The organism is Candidatus Termitispirillum reticulitermitis, from assembly GCF_054655775.1.
In genome coordinates, this window is the sequence record NZ_BAAIHG010000133.1 from 1 (window position 1) to 1,653 (window position 1,653).

General features: G+C 38.4%; 1 protein-coding gene. It reads right to left on the minus strand.

All coding sequences use genetic code 11. From position 1 onward, the window contains the following. Positions 1-1,653, minus strand: a 1,653-nt coding sequence (locus AC1MDJ_RS07745; protein ID WP_479690347.1) for a hypothetical protein, incomplete at both ends; no start/stop codon positions are given.

The window sequence follows — 1,653 nt, forward strand, 5'->3', positions numbered from 1 at the left end:
AATAGCAGAGCTAGCGATGGTGCTAATGGTAAAAAATTCCACGAGTAAGCAGTATTTTCAACACAAAAATTAGAATAAGCCAAAAAATAGATAAGCAAAGACATTGTTATGGAGATACACAATAGTAGTGTAGGTGTCTTTATCGGCGTAGTGGCATTATCAATGCTAAATTTTAGTTTAGGATGAGTAAATAGTTTAATATTTTTATAGCGCAATATGGCAAAAACAAGAACTAGCAGGCAAAGCCAAAGCAAGCTCCCGCCAAATTCATCGTTAGTCATAGTCAAGGCTTGAAATAATATGTTAAAATATATTTCTATGTTTTTATCAGTTATCTGCCCCATAGCAGAAAAGGGGTGTATAACAACAATTAGGTATATGGCAAGCCCCGCTACTATAGCGGTAGCACACTTAGCAATTTCCGTGAACTGCTTATGCCTAAATAGCCATATAACAGGCACAACGGATAGTGGAGCAAGCCATATAGAGAAAAAGTTATATGCATCAAAACCGAGAAATACTGACAGAGTAAGCAACACGTAAAATTTTCTAGTTAGTTTTGGTTTTTCTAATATACCCAAAGTCAAATACACTGACAATGTAAAAAAGAATGTCGCTATAGCATAAGAGCGTGCAAATATCGGCGTATATAGTCCAGCAGCACTGAAACCATAAAATATAAGCGGAAGCAGGGCTAGTCTGCCGGGCAGGAAACGTCTTGATATAATGTATATTAGAATACAGGTGCCTATATAGTAAGGCATGTTCAATAGCACTCCAATCCAAAAACTAAACGTATTTGGAAACAACATTGAAACTAGATGCAACTGAATGTAGTGTGTCGGGGAATGCAGTGAGTATCTAGCTCTCAGCTTATTCAAATGAGCTAGTCCTTCTTCTGGTTGTGCAGTCACAGCGTTAAAGATATGCTGCTTTGAGTACCAGACTCCTTCATTAATCTGTGTTCTGAGTATTGTTTCAGCATCGGCATTATTGGCGGCTATAATGCTCTCCAGCTCTTCACCTAAATTATCTTTAGCTTGCGTTCTATAATAACTTATAGGTAGCAGTTGAAGCGCAACTATCAATACAAATAATGCCCAGTTTCTAGCTAAGAACCAGTTATGAAGTCCCTTATACACACAACACCAAACCACTAGCACAGCGAAAAGTGCAAGTGCAACAAATGGTGTAATAAACTTATTGGGCAATACTGGGTATTTACTTAAATATACTCGTTCCAATTCCATAGAGATGACAGGTTTATTAGTCCAGAGAGTTACCTTAAAGTGTGCGGGGATGCCACCCCTAATGATTTTTGATGAGTTAAAACCGTCCTTTATTTCGTCAAATGTTCGCTCTACCACTACTCCTGACTTATCAACAAACGATACCAGCGTAGCTTTATACGCATAATGGGTATTGTTGAGTCTAGATATAAGTAATGACACACGTTTGTAGTCTTTTGTTGCCCTGTCACTTAAATCAATAGATACACTAGCCTTACCAGCCACATCACTGCGCAAAACGTTCCTGTCAACACCAACTATGCTGAAGTTGTCTAGGTTGCTGTATAGTTCTTTCTGTGATATTTCTAAATGTTTCTGCCATTTCAGGGGCACCGCATCTGTCCTGCCTACATAGACGAATGAC